This window comes from Sphingomonas sp. AC411 (assembly GCF_979253035.1).
In genome coordinates this window covers 2,834,341-2,852,439 of the sequence record NZ_CEEDAQ010000001.1, presented here as the reverse complement: position 1 = coordinate 2,852,439, position 18,099 = coordinate 2,834,341, and the positions used below count along the sequence as shown (strand labels likewise).

The window sequence follows — 18,099 nt, the reverse complement described above, 5'->3', positions numbered from 1 at the left end:
CCCCGCGCGATCTCGCGCCAGCCAATGTCGCGGCGGTAGAAGCCTTCCGCGAAATCGATCGCCTCGACCGCGCGATAGGCGTTCGCCTGCGCCGTCGCGACGTCGTCGCCGGTCGCGGTCACCGCGAGCACGCGCCCGCCCGACGCGACCAGCCCGCCATCCTCGATCCGCGTGCCGGCATGGAACACCGTGCCGCCGGCCGCCCGCGCCGAGTACAGCCCTACGATCGCGCCGCCCGCCTTGGGCGTACCCGGATAGCCCTCAGCCGCCATCACCACCGTCAGCGCAGTCTCGTCGCTGAACTTCGCCGCGGGCATCTCGCCGAGCCGTCCTTCCGCCACCGCCAGCATCGTCGCGAGCAGGTCGCCCTGGAAGCGCATCATCAGCACCTGCGTCTCGGGATCCCCGAACCGCGCATTATATTCGATCAGCTTCGGCCCCTGCGGCGTCAGCATCAGCCCCGCATACAGCACGCCCGAGAACGGAGCGCCCTCCGCCGCCATCGCCGTGACGGTCGGCGCGACGATCTCGTCGATCGCGCGCTTTTCCAGCGCGGGCGTCAGCACGAGGGCAGGGCTGTACGCGCCCATCCCGCCGGTGTTCGGCCCGGTATCGCCTTCGCCGACGCGCTTGTGATCCTGCGCGGAGCCGAACGGCATCAACGTCACGCCGTCGGTCAGCACGAAGAGGCTCGCCTCCTCGCCCTCGAGGAATTCCTCGATCACCGCCTCGGCTTCCCCGTCGGTGAACAGCGCGTCGAGCGCAGCATCGGCCTCGGCAGCGCTGAACGCGATGACCACGCCCTTGCCGGCGGCGAGGCCGTCTGCCTTGATGACGACCGGCAACGAGAAGGTGCGGGCGAGCGCGGCATCCGCCTCTTCGCGCGTCTTCACACGGACATAGCCCGCGGTCGGGATGCCGGCGCGCAGGCACAGATCCTTGGTGAAGCCCTTCGACCCCTCGAGTTGCGCCGCCGCCTTCGAGGGCCCGAACACCGGAATGTCCGCCGCGCGGCACGTGTCCGCCAGCCCGTCGACCAGCGGCGCTTCGGGCCCGATCACGACCAGCCCGACGTCATGCTCGCGCACGAACGCGACGACGGCGGCATGATCCGTCGCATCCAGCGGCACGAGCGTCGCAATGCGCGCGATCCCGGGGTTGCCCGGCGCGGCATACAGCGTATCGAGGCCTCTCGATTGCACCAGCTTCCACGCGAGCGCATGTTCGCGACCCCCGAGCCCAGCAGCAGGACGTTCATGCCCGATCCCTTTTCCGATGAATTGTCCAGCGACATGGGGCGGCTGGTAGCCGAGCAAGTCCCCGGCGACAACGCACTGGCGATGTCGGTCGGCGAACTCGCCTTCAAGCTGAAGCGGATGGTCGAGGGCGAGTTCGGCCATGTCCGCCTGCGCGGCGAGATCTCGGGGTGGAAGCGCGTCGCCTCCGGGCATTGCTATATGTCGCTCAAGGACGACCAGGCGGTGATCGACGGCGTCATCTGGAAGGGCAATGCGTCGAGCCTCGCGTTCGTGCCGCAGGACGGCATCGAGGTGATCGCGACCGGCAAGCTCACCACCTATCCCGGGCGCTCGAAATACCAGATCGTCATCGAGCGGATGGAACTGGCGGGCGCGGGCGCGCTGATGGCGCTGCTCGAGAAGCTGAAGGCGAAGCTGGCGGGCGAGGGGCTGTTCGACGGTACGCGGAAAAAGCGCCTGCCGTTCATGCCGAAGGTGATCGGCGTCGTCACCTCGGGCACGGGTGCTGTCATCCGCGACATCCTCCACCGGCTGGAGGATCGCTGCCCGACGCACGTCATCGTTTGGCCGGTGAAGGTGCAGGGCGAGGGCTCGGCGGCCGAGATCGCCGCCGCGGTGCGCGGATTCGACGCGCTCGTCCCTGGCGGGCCGGTGCCGCGCCCCGACCTCGTCATCGTCGCGCGCGGCGGGGGCTCGGTCGAGGATCTGTGGTCGTTCAACGAGGAGGTCGTCGTGCGTGCTGTGGCGGCGTGTACGATCCCGATCATCTCCGCCGTGGGCCACGAGACCGACACCACTTTGTGCGATTTCGCCGCCGACCTGCGCGCGCCGACGCCGACCGCGGCGGCCGAGATCGCGGTGCCCGTGCTCGCCGACCTGCGGCTGACGATCGACAGCCACCGCAACCGCACCGAACGCTGCGCCCGCCGTCATGTCGAGCGTGGCCGCGAGCGGCTTGATGCACTGGCGCGGTTGCTGCCGAAGCGCGACCAGCTGCTCGGGCCTCAGCGCCAGCGCGCCGACGACTTCGGCCAGCGTCTCGATCGCGGGCTGGAGCGTCGCCTGACCCTCGCGCGCGGCAGTCTCGATCGTTCCGGCGCAGCGCTCCGTCCCGCCACCCTCGAACGCAAACTCGAAGCGAAGCGCGCGCAGCTCGACGCGACGTGGCGCCTCGTCCAGTCGCTCAACCCCGACGCGATCCTCGACCGCGGCTATGCCCGCGTCACCGCGCGTCCCGGCGGCGAGACGCTCGCCTCCGCCAAGTCCGCGCGCGACGCGGGGACGCTAACGCTTCACTTCCGCGACGGCGTGGTGGACGCGGTGGCGGACACCGGCCTTGAGCGCCCCGCCGCCAAAACCTATGCTGCCCCCAAGGCGAAGGCCGCGCCCGATCCGGCGCCACGCCAGCCCACCCTGCTGTAGAGAAGACCCGCAATGCTGATGTCCAACTCCGACCGCGCCGCGCGGCTGCATTATATGGCCAACGGATTCCGCGTGCTCAGCCCGGGCGACCACGTCCCCTGCGCCGCCACCGGCCACCGCATCGCTCTGGAGGATCTGCGTTACTGGAGCGTCGCCCGCCAGGAGGCGTATTCCACCGCTGCCGCCGCCAGCGAAGCGATGGCGCCCCGGTGATCCAAGTGGCGATGATGCGGGCGGCGGTGCTCGTTTTGCTGGCCGCGACCAGCGCCACCGCCCAGCAACCGCCGCCGCCGACTACCGCAAGCCAATCCGCCTTCCGCTGGACCGGCACGCTCAGCCAGGGTGGCCTGATCCTGGGCACCGCTCCCGCCGGTACGCGCTCGGTCGCGCTCGACTGCAAGCCGATCGCGCTATCCCCGGACGGTCGCTTCCTCGCCGGTTTCGACCGCGACGCCGGCCCGCAAGCCTCACTGACCGCGACGCTCGCCGATGGTCGCAGTGTTACGCAAAGTCTCACGATCGCGCCGCGCGCCTGGCGGATCGAGCGCCTGAATACGCTTCCGAAATTCCCCGCACCCGACCCGGTGTTCGCGAAACTCCGCCCGCCCGAACTCGCGCAGATCGTCGTCGCCCGCGCACGCAGAACCGACGCGCAAGGCTGGCGTCAGTCCATCGCCTGGCCTGCCACCGGTCGCATATCCGGCCTGTTCGGTTCGCAACGCGTCTACAAGGGCGAGCCCGGCAGCTATCACTCGGGCACCGACATCGCCAAGCCGACCGGCGCGATCGTCGCCGCCCCCGCCGACGGCGTCGTGATCCTCGCCGCCGACCGCCCCTTCACGCTGGAGGGCAACCTCCTGATGCTCGACCACGGCATGGGTCTCAACAGCGCGTTCCTGCACTTGTCCCGCATCGACGTGAAACCCGGCGACCACGTGCGCCAAGGCCAGCCGATCGGCGCCGTCGGCATGACCGGCCGCGCGACGGGCCCGCACCTCCATTGGTCGCTACGCTGGAACGACGCAAAGCTCGATCCGATGCTGGTTACCGGACCCATGCGATAAGCGCGCTGCCTCGTTTTGTAACAGGCGGCCGGCAAACTGATCAAAAATGTCGCAACGCGTATTCGGTGCTGCAGCATTTGTGTCATTTTGGACACTAGGCATTCGCAAATGACATTCTGCATCAGGACGTGTCTTTACAGGTCCAAGGCGCAGCTTCATCCTCCATTCATAACCGCGGAAGCCGAACAAACGGTATCCGGGGTGTTTTCGCGGCCAATCGTCAGGGCGATGGCTGCGCTGGGCAAGGGATTTCAATTGGTTACCACGTCTCGTTTCACGTCCAGGGCGCTGCTGCTCGCCGCAGCGACGCCGCTGGCACTCGTCCTCTCGACTGCGTCCGGCTTCGCGCAGGACGCCACCCCAGTTGCCGAGGCACCGGCCCCGCAGGCCGCCGCTCCTGCGGACCAGACCGATCAGACCGGGCAGGACATCGTCGTCACCGGTTCGATCATTCGCGGTACCGATACGGGCATTTCGCCGGTTACCACGCTTACCACCGAGAACCTTGATGCACGCGGCATCAACACGGTCCAGGCGGGCATCCAGGCTCTTTCGTCGAACAACGGTCCGGCGTTGACCAACTCGTTCACCGCGAACGGCGCGTTCGCGGCCGGTGCATCGTCGGTGTCGCTGCGTGGCCTGTCGACCAACTCGACGCTCGTGCTGTTCGACGGCCTGCGCGCCGCCTATTACCCGCTGTCGGATGACGGTTCGCGCAACTTCGTCGATCTGAACACCATCCCGGACGACATCGTCGAGCGCATCGACGTGCTGCGCGACGGCGCTTCGTCGAGCTACGGCGCCGACGCGATTGCCGGCGTGGTCAACGTGATCACCAAGCGTAAGTTCACCGGCATCTCCGGCCGCGCCGAAGCCGGCATCTCGCAGGATGGCGTCAACGCCAACCAGCGCCTGACGTTGACTGCCGGCACCGGCGATCTCGATGAGAAGGGCTACAATGCCTACATCAGCGGTTTCTATTACCGCACCGAAGGCGTGTATCAGCGCGATCTGCCCGGTCCGTTCAACTCGGACAACCTGACCGGTATCTGCAGCAACCGTACCGGCACGCAGCAGTGCGGCCCGAACAACATCTCGAACGGTCTTCAGGCAGATGGCTCCCTGAACGGCTTCGCCATCGGCACGGGGAACTTCTATGTTCGTCCCGCGAACGCTGCGAACACCGTCTCGACCGGCCGCTACCAGTTGCTCAACCCGGCTGCGGGCTGTCTCAACGGCACGCCGTACAACCCGACGGCCGCTCAGTTGGGCACCGCTGCAAACGTGACGGCGCCAACCACGGTCTGCCAGGTCGACAACACCAACAAGTATGACATGGTGACGCCGAACAACGAGCGCTTCGGCGGCTCGGCACGCTTCACGGCGAAGGTCGGCGACAATTCGGAAGCGTACCTGATGGTCAACTTCCAGCAGTCGTCGAGCAACTATACCGGTCGCCCCGCGCGCATCCGCGACAACGCACCGGCCGGTATTCTCTTCCCGCAGTTCTCGACCGCGCAGAACCAGACGCCCGCACTGGCTGCTGGGTCCGCCATCCTTGCGCTGCCGGTCTATGTTTGCGCAGCCCGTGTGAACTGCAATGCAACGAACGGCACGTTGAACTCGGTCAACAACCCGTTCGCGGCACAGGACAGGTTGCTCGTCTCGTCGGCGCGCTGCCCGACACGGTCACGTCGAACGCGACGCGCAGCCGCGTGTATCGTGCGGCCTTCGGCATGAAGGGCACTGTGCTCAACGATGTCGACTATGACTTCAACGCGACCGCGATGCACACCGACCTTCGTCTCAAGACGAACGGGTATGTGTACATCCAGCATCTGCTCGACGTCATTGCCGACGGTAGCTACAATTTTGCCAACCCGGGCCTCAACACCCAGGCGGTGCGCGACTATCTGTCGCCGGAGAATATCACCGACACGACCTCGGATCTCTACCAAGCACAGTTGACGGTGCAGAAGTCGCTCGCCACGCTGCCCGGCGGTGACCTGCGCCTCGCAGTCGGCGGGTCGATCTTCTACGAAGCGGTCGACGCTCCCAGTGCCAACGACGATTACAATGGTCCGACCCAGCGTTATTTTCAGCTGAACGCGTTCGGTACCAAGGGTAACCGCACGGTGACCTCCGCGTTCGCCGAAATCAACGCACCGATCCTGAGCGTGCTGACGCTCAACGGTTCGGGCCGCTACGATCATTACTCGACCGGCCAGAGCAACTTCTCGCCGAAGGTCGGTGCGATCTTTACGCCGATCAAGCAGGTCACTGCGCGTGGTACCTATTCGCGCGGCTTCCGTATCCCGAGCTTTGGCGAGGCGAACGCGTTGCCGACGACCGGTTACGTGACCCAGTCGGTCAACGCCATTCCGAACTCGTTCCTTGCCCAGTACGGTGCGGGCTGTTCGCAGGCGACGCCGAACGGCTGCCCAGCGTACATCACGGGCTACTCGATCGGTCAGACGACCTTGGCATCGCCCAACCTGAAGCCTGAAAAGTCGCGCAGCTTCACCGGCGGTCTGAAGTTCGATCCGGTCCGCAATGTTTCGTTCACGGTCGATTACTACAACATCAAGAAGACCGGTGCGATCACGACGGCCAACAACGCTCCGGCGATCGCCGCCTATTATGCCGGGCAGGCGATACCGACCGGATTCGAGATCATCGCCGATGCGGTCGATGTCAACAACCCGAACGCACGTCCGAAGATCGCCTTCGTCCGCTCGCAGCTGATCAACGCGGACACGATCAAGTCGTCGGGCATCGATTTCGGCATCAACGGCGCGTACGACTTCGGTCCGGTCAAGTGGACCTCGAACCTTAATGCCAGCTACATCCTCGAGCTGAGCACGACGGTCGATGGCGTGAAGCAGCGCTACGAGGGCACGCTCGGTAACTTCAACCTGACGGCAGGTTCGGGCACGTTCGAGTGGAAGGGCAACTGGCTCAACACCTTCGACTTCGGCGACTTCGCCCTCAGCAGCACGGTAAACTACACGTCGGGCTACGATCTTTCGGCAACCGATCAGGGCGACGAATATAAGGATTGCGGCCAGGCACAGGTGTACACCGAATGCCATGTGAAGAAGTACATCACGGTCGACGCAAACGTGAACTTCAAGGTCACCGACCAGTTCAGCTTCTACGTCAACGCGCTGAACGTGTTCAACAAGCTGCCGCCGGTCGATACCGTCACCTACGGCGCGTATCTGTACAACGCGATCCAGGGCGGCGACGGCATCTTCGGTCGTCAGTTCCGTGCAGGCGCGAAGTTCAACTTCTAAGCCTTGTTACCTGCAACAAGAAGGGGCGGTTCCGTATGGAACCGCCCCTTGTTGCCTGGCCGGGTTAGCGAAGCTTGGCTCAGGCGACCTGAAGCACCAGCTTCCCGTCGCCCTCGTCGATGTGCACCGTCGAGCCGTCCTTCACCTCGCCGCGCAGGATCATGTCGGCGAGCGGGTCCTGCAGATAGCGCTGGACCGCGCGCTTCAACGGCCGCGCGCCGTACACCGGATCATAGCCGACGCGCCCCAGCCACGCCCTCGCTGCATCCGTCAGGTCGAGCACGATCTTGCGATCCGCCAGCAGCTTGTCGACGCGGCTCACCTGGATATCGACGATCGGCGCCATGTGCGACTGGCCGAGGCGGTGGAACAGGATTACCTCGTCGAGCCGGTTGAGGAACTCCGGCCGGAAATGCGACCGGACGATCTCCATCACCTGCGGCTCGACCGACGACACGTCGTCGCCCTCCGCCATGTTCGCCAGATACTGGCTGCCGAGGTTGCTCGTCAGGATGATCAGCGTGTTGCTGAAATCCACCGTGCGCCCCTGGCCGTCGGTCAGCCGACCGTCGTCGAGCACCTGCAACAGCACGTTGAACACGTCGCCATGCGCCTTCTCGACCTCGTCGAACAGGATCACCTGGTACGGCCGCCTCCGCACCGCCTCGGTCAGCACGCCGCCCTCCTCATAACCGACATAGCCCGGAGGTGCGCCGATCAGCCGCGCGACCGCGTGCTTCTCCATGAACTCGCTCATGTCGATCCGGACCATCGCGCTCGGGTCGTCGAACAGGAATTCGGCCAACGCCTTGGTCAGCTCGGTCTTGCCGACGCCGGTTGGCCCGAGGAACAGGAACGAGCCCAAAGGCCGGTTCGGATCCTGCAACCCCGCGCGCGCGCGGCGGACTGCGGTCGACACGGCCTTTACCGCGTGCGCCTGCCCGATCACGCGCTTGCCGATCGTCGCCTCCATGGCCAGCAGCTTGTCACGCTCGCCCTGCAGCATCCGCTCGACCGGGATGCCGGTCCAGCGGCTGACCACGCCGGCGATATCGTCCGCGGTCACTTCCTCGCGCAGCATCGCACCCTTGGTCGCGCCCGCCGCCTCGTCGAGCTGGCGCTGCAACCCCAGGATCGTGCCGTAGGAAAGCTCGCCCGCCTTGGCGAGATCGCCCGACCGCTGCGCCTGCTCCAGCTCGAGCCGCGCGGCGTCGAGCTGTTCCTTCAACCGCGCCTCGGCGTTGATCTTGTCCTTCTCGCCCTTCCAGCGCGTCGTCAGTTCGGCGGATTGCTCCTCCAGGTTGACGAGATCGCCCTCCAGCGTGTCGAGCCGGTCGACCGACGCGTCATCGGTCTCGCGCTTCAGCGCCTCGCGTTCGATCTTCAGCTGGATGATCCGACGGTCGAGATTCTCGATCGCCTCGGGCTTCGATTCCACCTCCATACGGATGCGCGACGCAGCCTCGTCCATCAGGTCGATCGCCTTGTCGGGGAGGAAGCGGTCGGTGATGTAGCGGTTCGACAGCGTCGAGGCGGCGACGATCGCGCCGTCGGTGATCCGCACGCCGTGGTGGAGCTCGTACTTCTCCTTCAATCCGCGCAGGATCGAGATCGTGTCCTCGACAGTCGGTTCGCCGACCATCACCGGCTGGAACCGCCGCTGCAACGCGGGGTCCTTCTCGACATATTTGCGATACTCATCGAGCGTGGTCGCGCCGACGCAGTGCAATTCGCCGCGTGCCAAAGCGGGTTTCAGCAGATTGCCCGCATCCATCGCGCCCTCGGATTTGCCCGCGCCGATCAGCTGGTGCATCTCGTCGATGAACAGGATGATGTCGCCCTCGGCGGCCTTCACCTCGTCGAGCACGCCCTTCAGTCGCTCCTCAAACTCACCGCGATACTTCGCGCCGGCGATCAACGAGCCGAGGTCGAGCGACATCAGCCGGCGGTCCTTCAGCGTATCGGGCACGTCGCCATTGGCGATGCGAAGGGCTAGCCCTTCCGCGATAGCCGTTTTCCCGACGCCGGGCTCGCCGATCAGCGCGGGGTTGTTCTTGGTCCGGCGTGCGAGGATCTGGATGGTGCGGCGGATCTCCTCGTCGCGGCCGATGACGGGGTCGAGCTTGCCGTCGCGTGCCGCCTGGGTGAGATCGCGCGCGAACTTTTTCAGCGCATCATAGCGATCCTCGGCGCCCGCGGTGTCGGCGGTGCGGCCCTGGCGTAGACCGTTGATCGCGGTATTCAGCCCCTCCGGCGTCACGCCGCCGGCCTTCAAGGCCTTCCCCGCTGCTGTGTTGAGCGACAGCGCGAGCGCGACCAGCAGCCGTTCGACGGTGACGAAGCTGTCGCCCGCTTTGGTCGCGATCTGCTCGGCCTGGTCGAGCACCCGGACGGCATCGTTGTCGATTCCCGGCGTGGTCTGCGCGCCCGAGCCCGACACGACCGGGATCTTGGCGAGCGCGAGATCGGTCTCAGAGGTCGCGCGCTTGGCGTCGCCACCCGCGGCCGCGATCAGCCCGGCGGCCATGCCTTGCTCGTCTTCCAGCAGCGCCTTCAAAGATGCTCGGGCGCGATCCGCTGATGGTTCATGCGGATCGCGACGGTCTGCGCGGATTGCAGGAAGCCCTTCGCGCGGTCGGTGAATTTGTCGATGTTCATGACGAATTCCTGTGGGATTGATTCGGTGTTGGCCGAGAGATGGTGTTGTATTTGAGCAACACAAGAGGCGGCGCTGATCGGATGCTAGGGCGTGCGCCGCGTGGCTGAAATAGCGTTTATTCTCGGTATCTAAGCCTCGCCGTCATCGCTATGTTCAGGTTCGCATGCTATATGTCACGCGTGACAACAGCCATTCCCCATAGCTACGCCATCGGCATCGAGCCGGCCGACATCGACTTCATGGGTCATGTCAACAATGCGAACTATCTGAAGTGGGTGCAGGCCGCCGTGATCGACCATTGGCAGCGCCTCGCGCCGGCCGAGGCGGTCGCCGGGCACCTGTGGGTCGCGTTGAAACACGAGATCACGTACCGGAAACCGGCGTTCCTCAACGACGACGTGATCGCGACGGTGTTGCTGGAGAAAGTCCAGGGCGCGCGTGCGTTCTACGAGACGATCATCAAGCGTGGCGAGGACGTGCTGGCCGAGGTGAAGTCGAGCTGGTGCTGCCTGGACGCGGAAACGCTGCGGCCCTCGCGGCTGACGAATAGCGTGATCGAGCATTTCTTTCCGAAGGACTGATCCTTCCCCCTTCCCTGGAAGGGAGGGGCTGGGGGTGGGTAGGTCGGCTCGAGCCTCACCGGTTGGATAATGCGGAAACCGACCCACCCCGACCCCTCCCTTCCAGGGAGGAAATTCCACCACCTCGTACGGCACAGCGCCGCGCCGGTCCGGATCGACTCGTATCCCACTTGCCGCCGGCGGAAACGCCCGTTGGTCGCCAGTCCGTCCGTAAACAGACGCGGCACGAAGACCCGATCGGCGTCGCGATCCCTCCAGTTCCCAGCGCATCCGCATAGATGAACTCCGACGCGTTCGCCTCCTCGCACCCGAGCGCCACCGCATAGCGCCGCGCCGGTCGCGTGTACGTCTCGGACGGCTTCACCAGCCCCTTCGCCATCGAGACGTAGCGGATGCCGTCGGTGGTCTCGATCAGCTGCGTCAGGATTCGGTCGGGGATCGCCACCGCCTCATGGACGATCCACAACGGACACGCGCCGCCGAACCGGGCGAACTGCAACCGCGTGGCGGAGTGGCGCTTGGTGATATTCCCCGCCATGTCGACGCGGCAGAAGAGGAACGGGATGCCGAGCGCGCCGGGGCGCTGCAACGTCGAGAGCCGGTGACAGGTTTGCTCGAAACTCGTCCCGAAAATCCGCCGCAGCCGGTCGATGTCGTGCCGCACGTTCCGCGCTTCGGTGCGGAAGCGGGTGTAGGGCATGACGATCGCCCCGGCCGCGTAATTGGTCAGCCCCGCCGTCAGCAGCGCGCGCGCCGTCTCCGATGCCATTTCTGACGCCGCGACGATGCCGCCAATGACATCGCCGAACTCGTGCCGCGCGACCTGGTGCGCGAGCGAGAACAAGGTCGTCTCTCCCGGCTGCGATCCATCGAGCCGTAAGGTCGCGCCGTCATAATCGCGTAGCGGGGCCGCAAGCGCTCCCGAGATTGCGACGGACACGCCCCGTGCCGCAAGCCGAGCCTCCAATGCCGTGATCCGATCCGCCCCCAGCGTCTCGCCAATCTCCTCCGCCCGCCGGTCGAGCGCATCGACATAATTGCCCGCCGCATGAAACCAGTCGCGCACGTCCTCCCACGGCAGCAGGCCCGGCGCGCCCGACCCGGCTACCAGCCGGTCGTCGAGCGCGCGCAACTGCTCCTGCGCACGCCGGTATGCATCGTGCATCGCGACCAGCCGCTGCGCCAACAACGGCTGGTGCTTCACCGCGCGCCGCACCGCGGTCTCGTCGAGCGCGGGCGCCTCGACACTCGTGTCCGACACCGCCTCCAGCGTCGCGATCAGCAGCGCGGTGTCATCCGCCGCGTCGATGCTGCCCCAATCCGCCGGAAACTCGCGCGCGAGCGTGATCAGCACGCCCTCGGTCACTGGCCGATCGCCATTCTCGATCTGCGAGAGGTAGCTCACCGACAGCCCGATCCGCGCCGCCATCGCCGCCTGACTGATCCCGAGAACGCGGCGCAGGTCGCGCAGGCGGTGTCCGACGAAGAGGCGACGTGCAGGAAGGGTCATGCCTCCACCTAGTTTGCAAACATGCTCCGTACAACTTTGCAACATTGCATTTGCGCATCGCATCCCGCTCTGTGAAGGCAATCAGCAGGACGGAGAGACGATGTCATCGACGATCGAAGAGCTTGAACGCCGCCGCGAAGCCGCAAGAGTCGGCGGAGGCCTCAAGCGGATCGGAGCGCAGCACGCCAAGGGAAAGCTCACCGCGAGGGAGCGCCTTGACGTGCTGCTGGACGAGGGATCGTTCGAGGAGCTCGACATGTACGTCGAGCACAACTGCGTCGATTTCGGCATGCAGGACCAGGTTATCCCCGGCGACGGCGTGGTCACCGGATCGGGCACGATCAACGGCCGCCTCGTCTTCGTCTTCAGCCAGGACTTCACCGTGTTCGGCGGGTCCTTGAGCGAGCGTCACGCGCAGAAGATCTGCAAGGTGATGGACAGCGCGATGAAGGTCGGCGCGCCGATCATCGGCCTCAACGACAGCGGCGGCGCGCGCATCCAGGAGGGCGTCGCCTCGCTCGGCGGCTATGCCGAGGTGTTCCAGCGCAACGCGCTTGCGTCCGGCGTCGTGCCGCAGCTTTCGCTGATCATGGGGCCCTGCGCCGGCGGTGCGGTCTACAGCCCCGCGATGACCGACTTCATCTTCATGGTGAAGGATTCGAGCTACATGTTCGTCACCGGCCCCGACGTGGTCAAGACGGTGACCAACGAGGTCGTGACGCAGGAGGCGCTCGGCGGCGCGGTGACTCACACGACCAAGACGTCGGTCGCCGACAACGCCTTCGAGAACGACATCGAGGCCTTGTTGGCCGCGCGCGATTTCTTCGATTTCCTGCCCGCGTCTAACCGTGACGGCGTGCCCGAGCGCCCGACAGCGGACGAATGGGACCGGATCGAGGAGAGCCTCGACACGCTGATCCCGGCGTCGGCGAACCAGCCCTACGACATGCACGAGCTGATCCGGAAGACCGTCGACGAAGGCGATTTCTTCGAGACGCAGCCGGCGCATGCGGCCAACATCATCACCGGCTTCGGCCGGATCGAGGGCCGCACGGTCGGCTTCGTCGCGAACCAGCCGATGGTGCTCGCGGGCGTGCTCGACATCAACAGCTCGAAGAAGGCGGCGCGGTTCGTGCGCTTCTGTGATGCGTTCGAGATCCCGATCGTGACCTTCGTCGACGTCCCCGGCTTCCTGCCTGGCACCGTGCAGGAGCATAACGGCATCATCAAGCACGGCGCTAAACTCCTGTTCGCCTATGCCGAAGCGACAGTCCCGAAAATCACCGTCATCACGCGGAAGGCGTATGGCGGCGCCTACGACGTGATGGCCTCGAAGCACCTGCGCGGCGACCTGAACTACGCATGGCCGACCGCCGAGATCGCGGTGATGGGCGCGAAGGGCGCCGTCGAGATCATCTTCCGCGGCAAGACGCCCGAGGAGATCGCGGAACGCACCGCGGAGTACGAGGCGCGCTTCGCCAACCCGTTCGTCGCCGCGTCGAAGGGCTTCATCGACGAAGTGATCCAGCCCCACTCGACCCGCCGCCGGATCGCGCTCGGCCTACGGAAACTCCGCGGCAAGGCGCTGGAGAATCCGTGGAAGAAGCATGACAACATCCCGTTGTGAGTCATGCTTGTTCGGTTATGATAAGCACATTATCATGTCATGCGAAGGAGTCGTGACATGCAGACCGAACGCGTGACGTTTCTGACTACCCCCGACCACAAGGCAGCGCTGGACGCGTTTGCGAGCAGCAACGGCCAGTCGGTCGGGCATGTTTTGCGCGAGGCGTCGAGCCAGTATATCGGCAAGCCAACGCCGGAAGAGGAAGAAGAACTCGCCGTGCTCGTGCAGCAGGTCAACGAGGCGATCCCCAAGATGCATGCTTCATTGGACAACATGATCGACACGCTGGATCGCACGCATCGCAAGGTTGATGCCTTTCTGCGTGAAGCAGGAATCCGTCGGTGAGCGTGTTCGGCGATGCTGTCGGCGCGATCCGTCAAGTCATCTTGATGCAATCACGGATGGATCAACTTGATATGCGTATCACCGCGATCGGCGCGGACGTGGAGGGGCTCACCGATGCGCTGGCCAATGTGCGGGACCGGGTTTCACGACTGGAAGGCATGATCGAAGGCGCTGCGATGGCGGCCGGCCGGCAGCAGCGGAGGATCGAGGAATGATCGCGTTTCTGCTCCTCCAAGCCGTGGCCGCGACGGGCACGGCCGCACCTGCATGGAAGGTTGTCGACCGCACCAGCCCGGCGGGGGTGCGCAGCATCTCCGCCTCGGTCACCGGCAATGACGGGCTGTCGCGGTTCGTCGTGAAGTGCGACGTCGCGTCCGAGCCGATCGTGTCAATCCAGTTCATTCAGCCGCAGCCGCTCGGATCTGGCGCGGACAAGCCGGTCGCGGTGCGCTTCGATGGCGGGCCGGCGTTCACCTATAACTGGCAGTTTCCGGGGACTGGTACGTACACAGCCGATCCTGCGGCGATCACCAAGCTGACCAGTTTCCTGGTGAAGTCGAAGACGGTGCGCGTGGAAACCACCAATGGCGCTAACTTCGCGGTCCAGGCCAACTTCGTCGCGCCGACCAGCGATGCGATGGTCCGGCAGGTGCTCGGTGTGTGCGGGTACACGCTCGGTGTCGTTCCCACGCCGCCGCCGCCGCCGCCGAAGGACGCGCCATGAGCCTGGGTCGCCTCAACCATGTCGGGGTCGCGACGCCATCGATCGCGAAGTCGGTCGAGACGTATCGCCTGCTGCTCGGCGCGACTGCGATCGGCGAGCCGTTCGACCTGCCCGCGCAGGGCGTGAAGGTGTGCTTCATCGACGCGCCGAACACGCAGATCGAACTGATTGAGCCGTATGACGAGACTTCGCCGATCGCTGGCTTCCTGCGCAAGAACCCGGCGGGCGGGCAGCATCACGTCTGCTTCGAGGTGGCGGATATCCACGCGGCGGTCGCCGACCTGAAGGCGAAGGGCGCGACCGTGCTGGGCGAGCCGCGGATCGGCGCGCATGGCACGCCGATCGTGTTCGTGCACCCGAAGGACTTTGGCGGCATGCTGGTCGAGTTGATGGAGACGCCGGGCGATACCGGCGCGCACTAGGAGAGATCTGATGGCCGCGTACGAGCATATCCTGAGCGAACGGCGCGGCGACGTGCTGGTGCTGACGCTCAACCGGCCCGACCGGCTGAACGCCGCGCCGCCGGCAATGTTCGAGGAATTGCGCGCGGCGCTAGGCGATCTGGACGGGGCGCGGGCGGTGCTGATTGCGGGCGCGGGGCGTGCGTTCTGCTCTGGGGCGGATGTCGGCGGCGGGGCGCTCGGCTCGGACAATCCGGGCGAGGCGACGTTCGCGGCGCTGACGAACAGCTATAATCCGACGATGGCGGCGATCGCCGATCTGTCGGTGCCGGTGGTGAGCGCCGTGCGTGGACCGGCGGCGGGGATCGGCTGCAGCCTCGCGCTCGCCGCCGATTTCTGCGTCGCGAGCGAGACCGCGTATTTCCTCCAGGCGTTCGTGAATATCGGGCTGGTGCCGGACGGCGGCGCGTCGTGGATGCTGCCCCGCCTGATCGGCCGCGCGCGCGCGTCGGAGATGATGATGCTCGGCGAGCGGGTGCCAGCGGCGAAGGCGCTCGACTGGGGATGGTGCACAAGGTCGTTGCGGACGACGCACTAGATGCGGAGGCGTTCGCGCTAGCCGAGCGGCTGGCGGCGATGCCGACGGTCGCGCTCGGGTTGATGCGCCGGGCGATCACTGCTGCGTACGAGACGGACTACGCAACCGCGATGCAGGCCGAGGCGGCGAACCAGCGGGACGCGCGCGGGTCTGCGGACTCGATGGAGGGCGGTCGTGCTTTCCTCGAAAAGCGCAAGCCGGTGTTCACGGGGCGATGACCCGCCGCTCTTCTCGTTCCCCGGCGAAGGCCGGGCCCAGGCTCGATGCGCAGCATCGAACGCGCTCCTGCGCGCGACTTATTTGAGGGGCTGGGCCCCGGCCTTCGCCGAGGAACTAGGTGCTAGGTAATGACTGACAAACCGAACCCCACGCTCGCCGACTGGCAGGCGCTCGCCGCCAAGGAAGTAAAGGGCGCCGACCTCACCTGGCCGACCCCCGAAGGCATCGACGTCAAGCCGCTCTACACCGCGGACGACGTCACCACCGACCCCGGCCTCCCCGGTTTCGCGCCCTTCACCCGCGGCGTCCGCGCGTCGATGTACGCCGGCCGCCCGTGGACGATCCGCCAATATGCCGGCTTCTCCACCGCCGAAGCCTCCAACGCGTTCTACCGCCGCAACCTCGCGGCCGGGCAGAAGGGCCTGTCGGTAGCGTTCGATCTCGCCACCCACCGCGGCTACGATTCCGACCACCCGCGCGTCACCGGGGACGTCGGCAAGGCAGGCGTCGCGATCGACTCGGTCGAGGACATGAAGATCCTCTTCGACGGCATTCCGCTCGACAAGATGTCGGTGTCGATGACGATGAACGGCGCGGTGATTCCGATCCTCGCCTTCTTCATCGTCGCCGGCGAGGAGCAGGGCGTCGACCGGAAATTGCTCGACGGGACCATCCAGAACGACATCCTCAAGGAGTTCATGGTCCGCAACACCTATATCTACCCGCCCGAGCCGAGCATGCGGATCATCTCGGACATCTTCGGCTACACGTCGCGCGAGATGCCCAAGTTCAACAGCATCTCGATCAGCGGCTATCACATGCAGGAAGCGGGAGCGACGCAGCTCCACGAGCTCGCCTTCACGATCGCCGACGGCATGGAATATGTGAAATACGGCGTCGCGTCCGGCCTCGACATCGACAAGTTCGCGGGGCGCCTGTCGTTCTTCTTCGCGATCGGCATGAACTTCTTCATGGAGATCGCCAAGCTCCGCGCCGCCCGCGTCCTCTGGCACCGCGCGATGACGCAATTGGGCGCGCAGGACGAGCGCTCGAAGATGCTGCGCACGCATTGCCAGACGAGCGGCGTCTCGCTCACCGAGCAGGACCCGTACAACAACGTCATGCGCACGACGATCGAGGCGATGGCGGCGATGCTGGGCGGCACGCAGTCGCTCCACACCAACGCGCTCGACGAGGCGATCGCGCTGCCGACCGACTTTTCCGCGCGGATCGCGCGCAACACGCAGATCGTGATCCAGGAAGAGACGGGGATGACCAAGGTCGTCGATCCGCTCGGCGGCAGTTACTATATCGAGAGCCTGACGCAGTCGCTCGTCGACGGCGCGTGGGCGCTGATCGAGCGGATCCAGTCCGAAGGCGGCATGGCGAAGGCGGTCGCCGCAGGCTGGCCCAAGGCGATGATCGAGGAAGCCGCGGCTGGGCGCCAGGCGCGCGTCGATCGCGGCGAGGACGTCATCGTCGGGGTGAACAAGTACAAGCTCGCCGAACAGGACGCGATCGAGATCCTCGACGTGGATAACGTCGCGGTGAGAGCGGGCCAGATCGAACGGATCAACCGGGTAAAGGCGACCCGCGACGAAGCCGCGTGCCAAGCCGCGCTAGATGCCCTCCGCGAAGGTGCGCGCATTCCTCCCCGGAACGGGGAGGGGACCAGCCAACGGCTGGTGGAGGGGGCTCCCCATACGGATACGCCTGAGGAAGCCCCCTCCGTCAGCCTTCGGCCGCCACCTCCCCGGAACGGGGAGGATTTGAGACGAACCTCCTGGCCCTAGCCGTCGAGTGCGCCCGCGCCCGCGCCACGCTCGGCGAAATCTCCTCCGCGATGGAGGACGTGTTCGGCCGCTACGGCACGCAGCCCACCCCCGTATCCGGCATCTACGGCGGCGCGTACGAGGACGACGCGCGCTGGACCCGCCTCACCGACGGCGTCGAAGCCACCGAGCGCCGCATGGGCCGCAAACCCCGTATGCTCGTCGCCAAGATGGGGCAGGACGGGCATGATCGCGGCGCCAACCTCGTCTCGTCGATGTTCGGCGACCTGGGCTTCGAGATCGTCCCCGGTCCGCTGTTCCAAACCCCGCCGAAGCCGCCGCGCTCGCGCTCGAGAACGACGTCGACATCGTCGGTGCCTCGAGCCTCGCCGCCGGTCACAAGACGCTCATCCCCGAACTGATCGGCTACCTCCGCGAGGCGGGCCGCGCGGATATCAAGGTGATCGCGGGTGGCGTTATCCCGGCACAGGACTATCAGGCGCTGCGCGATGCCGGGGTCCAGGCGATCTTTGGACCTGGCACCAACCTAATCCAGGCCGCCGAGGACGTGTTGAAACTCCTCGGCCACAACATGGCCCCGCAAGAGGAAGCCGCAGAATGA

At 65.9% G+C, this 18,099-nt stretch carries 9 protein-coding genes and 6 pseudogenes; 12 read left to right on the top strand and 3 right to left on the bottom strand.

Annotation, left to right across the window (positions count from 1 at the left end; translation table 11 throughout):
• Positions 1-2: 2 nt before the first annotated feature.
• A pseudogene (gene purD / locus AC0IX7_RS14590) lies at positions 3-1,258 on the bottom strand (phosphoribosylamine--glycine ligase); the annotation flags it as partial.
• On the opposite strand from purD, the gene xseA reads away from it, so the two are divergent.
• The 4 genes and pseudogenes from xseA to AC0IX7_RS14570 all read left to right on the top strand — a co-directional run bounded on the left by xseA (position 1,257) and on the right by AC0IX7_RS14570 (position 7,041).
• Positions 1,257-2,681 carry an exodeoxyribonuclease VII large subunit gene (xseA, locus tag AC0IX7_RS14585; RefSeq protein WP_471812548.1) on the top strand — a complete coding sequence of 475 codons (1,425 nt, stop codon included), beginning with the start codon at positions 1,257-1,259 and terminating at the stop codon, positions 2,679-2,681. The pseudogene purD and the gene xseA overlap by 2 nt on opposite strands.
• Before the next feature lie 12 nt (positions 2,682-2,693).
• On the top strand, positions 2,694-2,894 hold the full coding sequence (locus tag AC0IX7_RS14580) for a DUF2093 domain-containing protein (protein ID WP_132897415.1): 201 nt from the start codon (positions 2,694-2,696) through the stop codon (positions 2,892-2,894).
• Between the two features lie 14 nt (positions 2,895-2,908).
• Positions 2,909-3,745, top strand: a complete 837-nt coding sequence (locus AC0IX7_RS14575; RefSeq protein ID WP_471813889.1) for a M23 family metallopeptidase — start codon at positions 2,909-2,911, stop codon at positions 3,743-3,745.
• Positions 3,746-3,973: 228 nt separating this feature from the next.
• A pseudogene (locus AC0IX7_RS14570) lies at positions 3,974-7,041 on the top strand (TonB-dependent receptor domain-containing protein).
• Between the two features lie 79 nt (positions 7,042-7,120).
• Here the strand turns inward: AC0IX7_RS14570 and clpB are convergent.
• Positions 7,121-9,699, bottom strand: a pseudogene (gene clpB, locus AC0IX7_RS14565) (ATP-dependent chaperone ClpB).
• A 180-nt stretch (positions 9,700-9,879) separates the two neighbouring features.
• Here clpB and AC0IX7_RS14560 point away from each other — a divergent pair.
• Positions 9,880-10,281 carry an acyl-CoA thioesterase gene (locus AC0IX7_RS14560; RefSeq protein WP_471813888.1) on the top strand — a complete coding sequence of 134 codons (402 nt, stop codon included), beginning with the start codon at positions 9,880-9,882 and terminating at the stop codon, positions 10,279-10,281.
• Between the two features lie 126 nt (positions 10,282-10,407).
• Here the strand turns inward: AC0IX7_RS14560 and AC0IX7_RS14555 are convergent.
• Positions 10,408-11,791 (bottom strand): annotated as a pseudogene (locus AC0IX7_RS14555) (helix-turn-helix domain-containing protein); the annotation flags it as partial.
• 100 nt (positions 11,792-11,891) lie between these two features.
• Between AC0IX7_RS14555 and AC0IX7_RS14550 the strand changes: the two are divergent.
• The 7 genes and pseudogenes from AC0IX7_RS14550 to scpA all read left to right on the top strand — a co-directional run bounded on the left by AC0IX7_RS14550 (position 11,892) and on the right by scpA (position 18,099).
• Positions 11,892-13,418 (top strand): acyl-CoA carboxylase subunit beta, encoded by a 1,527-nt coding sequence (locus AC0IX7_RS14550; RefSeq protein WP_471812546.1) that lies wholly within the window; start codon positions 11,892-11,894, stop codon positions 13,416-13,418.
• A 57-nt stretch (positions 13,419-13,475) separates the two neighbouring features.
• Positions 13,476-13,763 (top strand): hypothetical protein, encoded by a 288-nt coding sequence (locus tag AC0IX7_RS14545; protein ID WP_471812544.1) that lies wholly within the window; start codon positions 13,476-13,478, stop codon positions 13,761-13,763.
• Complete coding sequence (locus AC0IX7_RS14540) at positions 13,760-13,978, top strand: hypothetical protein (RefSeq protein ID WP_471812542.1); 219 nt, start codon at positions 13,760-13,762, stop codon at positions 13,976-13,978. Before AC0IX7_RS14545 ends, AC0IX7_RS14540 begins: the two co-directional genes overlap by 4 nt.
• The gene (locus AC0IX7_RS14535) at positions 13,975-14,487 is read left to right on the top strand and encodes a hypothetical protein (protein ID WP_471812541.1); all 513 of its coding nucleotides are present in this window, start codon (positions 13,975-13,977) and stop codon (positions 14,485-14,487) included. The genes AC0IX7_RS14540 and AC0IX7_RS14535 overlap by 4 nt, the downstream gene beginning before the upstream one ends.
• The gene (gene mce, locus AC0IX7_RS14530; RefSeq protein WP_332741837.1) at positions 14,484-14,909 is read left to right on the top strand and encodes a methylmalonyl-CoA epimerase; all 426 of its coding nucleotides are present in this window, start codon (positions 14,484-14,486) and stop codon (positions 14,907-14,909) included. Before AC0IX7_RS14535 ends, mce begins: the two co-directional genes overlap by 4 nt.
• Positions 14,910-14,919: 10 nt before the next feature.
• A pseudogene (locus AC0IX7_RS14525) lies at positions 14,920-15,704 on the top strand (enoyl-CoA hydratase-related protein).
• A 129-nt stretch (positions 15,705-15,833) separates the two neighbouring features.
• Positions 15,834-18,099: pseudogene (gene scpA / locus AC0IX7_RS14520) on the top strand (methylmalonyl-CoA mutase).

Bases quoted from the DNA above. Each gene is read 5' to 3' on its own strand.
- mce (WP_332741837.1), top strand. From the start codon at position 14,484: ATGAGCCTGGGTCGCCTCAACCATGTCGGGGTCGCGACGCCATCGATC.
- xseA (WP_471812548.1), top strand. From the start codon at position 1,257: ATGCCCGATCCCTTTTCCGATGAATTGTCCAGCGACATGGGGCGGCTG.
- AC0IX7_RS14575 (WP_471813889.1), top strand. From the start codon at position 2,909: ATGCGGGCGGCGGTGCTCGTTTTGCTGGCCGCGACCAGCGCCACCGCC.
- AC0IX7_RS14545 (WP_471812544.1), top strand. From the start codon at position 13,476: ATGCAGACCGAACGCGTGACGTTTCTGACTACCCCCGACCACAAGGCA.
- AC0IX7_RS14580 (WP_132897415.1), top strand. From the start codon at position 2,694: ATGCTGATGTCCAACTCCGACCGCGCCGCGCGGCTGCATTATATGGCC.
- AC0IX7_RS14535 (WP_471812541.1), top strand. From the start codon at position 13,975: ATGATCGCGTTTCTGCTCCTCCAAGCCGTGGCCGCGACGGGCACGGCC.
- AC0IX7_RS14550 (WP_471812546.1), top strand. From the start codon at position 11,892: ATGTCATCGACGATCGAAGAGCTTGAACGCCGCCGCGAAGCCGCAAGA.